This is a genomic window from Borreliella americana, from assembly GCF_021043605.1.
Taxonomy (GTDB): domain Bacteria; phylum Spirochaetota; class Spirochaetia; order Borreliales; family Borreliaceae; genus Borreliella; species Borreliella americana.
Genome location: NZ_JAJNFB010000033.1, coordinates 1 through 4,847 on the forward strand (window position 1 = coordinate 1; position 4,847 = coordinate 4,847).

Annotated in this window: 4 protein-coding genes; all 4 read left to right on the forward strand. The window is 22.8% G+C overall.

What is annotated here, in order from left to right; translation table 11 throughout:
* The first annotated feature begins 1,713 nt into the window (after nt 1-1,713).
* Genes LRB30_RS05465 through LRB30_RS05480 form a run of 4 tightly spaced genes read left to right on the forward strand, consistent with a single transcriptional unit; the run spans nt 1,714 to nt 4,639 of the window.
* Nucleotides 1,714-2,709 (forward strand): plasmid maintenance protein, encoded by a 996-nt coding sequence (locus LRB30_RS05465; protein ID WP_231020064.1) that lies wholly within the window; start codon nt 1,714-1,716, stop codon nt 2,707-2,709.
* Nucleotides 2,702-3,292 (forward strand): DUF226 domain-containing protein, encoded by a 591-nt coding sequence (locus LRB30_RS05470; RefSeq protein ID WP_231013964.1) that lies wholly within the window; start codon nt 2,702-2,704, stop codon nt 3,290-3,292. The genes LRB30_RS05465 and LRB30_RS05470 overlap by 8 nt, the downstream gene beginning before the upstream one ends.
* Nucleotides 3,265-4,002, forward strand: coding sequence for a ParA family protein (locus LRB30_RS05475; protein ID WP_231020067.1), 738 nt, complete (start codon nt 3,265-3,267; stop codon nt 4,000-4,002). The genes LRB30_RS05470 and LRB30_RS05475 overlap by 28 nt, the downstream gene beginning before the upstream one ends.
* A 49-nt stretch (nt 4,003-4,051) precedes the next feature.
* The gene (locus tag LRB30_RS05480; RefSeq protein WP_231013967.1) at nt 4,052-4,639 is read left to right on the forward strand and encodes a chromosome replication/partitioning protein; all 588 of its coding nucleotides are present in this window, start codon (nt 4,052-4,054) and stop codon (nt 4,637-4,639) included.
* Nucleotides 4,640-4,847 lie beyond the last annotated feature (208 nt).

Below are 4,847 nucleotides of genomic sequence, written 5' to 3' on the forward strand. Positions count from 1 at the left end.
AATATACAGATACACTTTGTATTTCTTTTAAAAAAGAAACAAAAAACATAGGTGATGATTTTCTTGGTTTTATTAAAACTAAAATTGGTTTTAATAAAACATCCTTAAATTAAAGATACAAATAAATTTTTGCCCCTACCAAACATCCATTGCTATCTACTTTTCTTATATTTCTTTTTAGTATATTTATTTATTTATAAATTACTAAAACCTCTATTAAAATCTTAAACCAATTTTAGTTTCTTTGGATCACTAAAAAATCTAATAAATTTAATTGCTCTAATTTATTAGAAAATCTTTTTTATATATTCTTGACCTCATAAAACAAGGAAATAAGTACTTTCACCGCTCCTTTTTAAGATTATATTTTTTATTCTTATGATAGATAATATTACATTCTTATATATAAAATCAGCATGAAACATTTCCTTTATAGTATTTTTATCATCTATTAAACTAATTTTTAATACTCTTATTAATACAAAATCCTATTCTTTTTAATTAAAACTTCTTTTTAATATTAGGTAATGTGTAGGCATAAAGCGTAGCGGTTAAAATATCTAAATGCCCTACGATTTACTGTACAAGATACGTGTTTTTGGTTTTTTGACAAATATCTATTAAAGAGATATGACAAAATAAATAAGAGTGTAATCTTTTTTAAAAAAATATTAATTTTTTGGTCATCGTACCAGTTAGTCAAGCTCTATAAAATAGATTGCTATTTATAATTTTAACAATATAGCTATTATTTTTTAAACTAAATTTAAAGCGCATTTCGCTTGCCTCTTTTATTGGTAAAAACCCAAAAAACTTTTAAAAAGTTAAAGAGAAAATGTTTATGTCTTTAAAAATACTACTCAATGTGAGAAGTTTTTGGAGCAAAAGATGCCAAAAACCAAGAAATAAAATAATTTTAACATTAATATAAGTGTCTTTAAATAATATATAAATTTAAAAAATGTCTATTATTATTTTCCCTAATAATGCCCGCGCTGATAGCGATAGTAATATAGGGAATTGTTTTAATCCTGCATATATAATAAAAATGGATGATTTGGTAAAAATTATTAGCAACTTATAAAAACCTTGGCAAATTACCAATAACTATTGGTATACAAAAAACTATCAAAAACCAATTAAAAATCCAATCTTTTTTTATTAAACAAAAATGTATTTAAAAGATATATATATTTTTTAAATAATTATATATCTTTTCCTTTTATAAAATAGACAATAAAAATCCTTGTTTAAGGGATATATAGATAATCCTTAAAACCCCTTAAAAATGCAAAACGCTAAACATGCTGAAACAATTTAGAAAATCTACTCAATAACTTTAATAAAATTAATCACAATTCAAGTATGCACGCTCAAAATAAAACAACCCGAAATAGAACGGAGTTTGGGCCACCTAATTACATAACCAAAACAAATAAAAGCATGCTGAGTTATATTTTAAGTTAAAAAAATTGAACAAAATCTATTTAAATCTGATCTTAAAAAGATCAAACTTGTTGTTAATAAATACCAAAACAAATAATGCTATAAGTACTCTTAGATTAAACAATTACAATAAAAGAATTCATAAAAGAAAGCTTAAAACCAATATATCATCTATAAACAATAAAAAATATTAAAAAAAAGAGGTTGAAATTTTTACATATTTTATACATAATAATACTTATTTACACGAACAAATAGGAGATTAAGATGGCATTAAATTTGCTTAACCATAACCACAAAATCAATACCAATAAACTACTTTCAAAAGATTCAAGGCTCAAAAAAATTATTTCAGTAATTAATTACTTAAATAAAAGTTTTGAAAAAAAATATGATATTTCAATATATAGAATTCATTTTAATTCTGAAAAACTAAAAGCGCTTTATCCTCATCATCAAATAGATATACTTAGAGTTTTAAACTCTAATATAAGTAAAGAGGGCTATAAACCAACTGTAATAAGAACCTTAAGAGAAGACCTAAGATTTTTAAGCCATATAAAAGCAATTGAAAAAAAAATATTAACATTCTCAAATAACTTGGGAAAATTTAAAGGGAAATTATGTATATATAAGGTGTCGCCTATTGCATATAAATTAATCAATGCTTATTTTGAGGCGCATAAAGCAGCCCTCTATAGAAAAATAAAAGAGGAGAAAGACACGCTTGATGCACAAAATGTAACTAAAAATGTTACTGTATATATAAATCATAATAATAATATAGATAATAAGAATTCTATTGAAAATATTTTTAAAAAATCCTGTACTAAAGAAAAAATACAAATTAAAAAAACCAAAAAAAAGTTAACAAAAAATAATTTGGAAAAAAGGTTAAAATTACCTGAAGAAATAACCAAAGAGATTAGAAGTATAACAAAAAACACTAAAAATCCAGAAAAAACCTACAAAAACACACTTTTTAATTACAAAGATTTCTCAAACTATTTGTCATATGACTATAAGAAGGAAGATATTTTATCTTTCTTCTTGAGTAAACTTAAAGAATATAGAAATAAAATTCACTTTATGAAAAAATATGCTCCCTATAAAACAGACTTTTACTTACTTGCAGGAGAATTCAAAGATTTGTACCATTCTAAATGGAAAACAAATAAAAAAACCAATTTCAGCGGAAATGTAAAAGAAATAGCCAACAACATTCTAAATAAAATTTTAGAAAAGGAGCTAAAGTTTGAGTGATTTACTAGAAAAACTAAAAGCAAGAAAAAAAGAAATGACAAGTAAGAAAGAGGCAGAATATAACAAGAATCTAAATAAAGAAACAAAAGAAAGAACTGCCTTTTTTAGAATTGAAGAAATAGATAATAAAAAAATATATTATACAAAAATCTTTAAATATTTAGTAAAATTTAGAATTGCCAATAAAGACAATAAGCTAAGTTTAACTTTCCAAAAACTTAATAATAAAAAAAATTATTATTTATTTAATCTTTTCCCTCTAAAAGAAGGCAATAAGTTTTTAGGAATAAAATATGGATGGGACAAATTAGAAAAGCCTTTTTTTTTAAGAAAAAATAATAAATCTTATGTAATAAAAAAACTTTATTATTTAGAATTTAAATTTAGCAAAGGATCTATTAAGTGTTATATTCAGTCTCTTAGAACGCTATTAAGAAAAAAAGATAAAGAAAGTACCAAATATTATAAGTTTAATTTAGAACATATAAAAAGAATGGAAAATACCGTATATAAATTTTACAGTAAAAAGCTAAAAAATAAAGGAGTAATATATAAATGGATAGAAAAAAATCAAATATCATAACAATAGCAAATCTTAAGGGAGGTGTAGGTAAGAGTACCCTATCAATACTGTTTTCTTATGTATTAAAGGATTTGGGCAAAAAAGTGTTACTTATTGATATGGATTCACAAAATGCTTTAACTTCATATTTTAGAAAATATGTTTTTAATTTTGATAAAAATAACATTTATAATTTATTAATAGGAAATGCTTATTTTGATCAATGTGTAAGCAAAATTAATGATCATATTTTTATAATTCCATCACATCCTTTTCTTGATGAATTTAATGATAAAAATTTAGATAATAAAGAAAATTTATTGAGGTTTTGTTTAGATAAAAATGTCTTAAACCATAATTTTGATTATATTTTCCTTGATACTCCCCCCAGCTTTAGTTTTATTTTAAAAAATGCATTAAATACCACAAATCACATTGTTATTCCAGTTCAACCTGAAACATGGTCAATAGAAAGTTTAGAAATATTAATGCAAAAAATTACAGATAAAAGCTACAATATTTCTATTGTTGTAAATCAATTTATTAAAAATAGGAATATACTTAAAGAGGTTGAAAATGCTCTATATAGACGATATAGTAATTATATAAAAGGTAAAATTCATTATTATAATAGCATAAAGGTTTTTATAATTAATCGTTTGGAACCAGATATAAAGAGCAAATATTATAAAGAAGCAAAAAATGTATTAAAAAATATCTTAGATTTATAACATTTTTTTATATTCCCCCGGGGGAATATAAAAAAATGGGGAGTTTAAAATGAAAATAAAAGCCGAAAAAGATAAAGAAGCATTGTTTAGTAATCGTTTTGGGAATTGCAACGAAGAAATAAGTTTAAATGATGATCAAGACAAAGAGTTAGCAAATTATAATAATCTAAAGGAACAACTTAAGTATAATTTAAAAGATGATATTAATAATAAAATTCAAAGAATGAAAATTTTATATGAAATTAAACAAAAAGAATTATATAAATACGATGGCTTTGCTCGTTTTAATGATTTCATAAAATCTTTTGAAGTTGCAAAAAGTCAAGCTTATAGGTATTTAAAAATTTATCAAAAAGTTCTAGAGGGTAAAGTGTCTATTGATAAAATAAAAGAAGTGGGCTTTAAGGCCGTGTTAAGAGATATAGAAGCTAAAAATTTTTTAAACGAAGATGGCCATAGTGAACCTGAAGGCGATAATGAAAGCATTCCTATTAGAATTTTAGTAAAGGATAAAGAGTTATATAATTTCTGTAAACAAGATACTAAAAGATTGTATTTTATTATTGAAAAAATTTATAAAGAAAAGAGAGATGTTTTATCTGAGCTTATAATTGAGTATGAAAAAAATAAAAAATAAAAAATAAAAAATAAAAAATAAACCTATTGATTTATAATGCACATTATGATAACATTTAACCCGGTTAGGATTTAATTTCCTATACTATTTGTTCGTTGTAAACGGAACTGCCCATATTGGGCTTTTTTGCTATGTATAATCTTAATCAAAAGTATTTATTAACTATTAACTATTAACTATTAACTATTAACTATTAACTATTAACTAT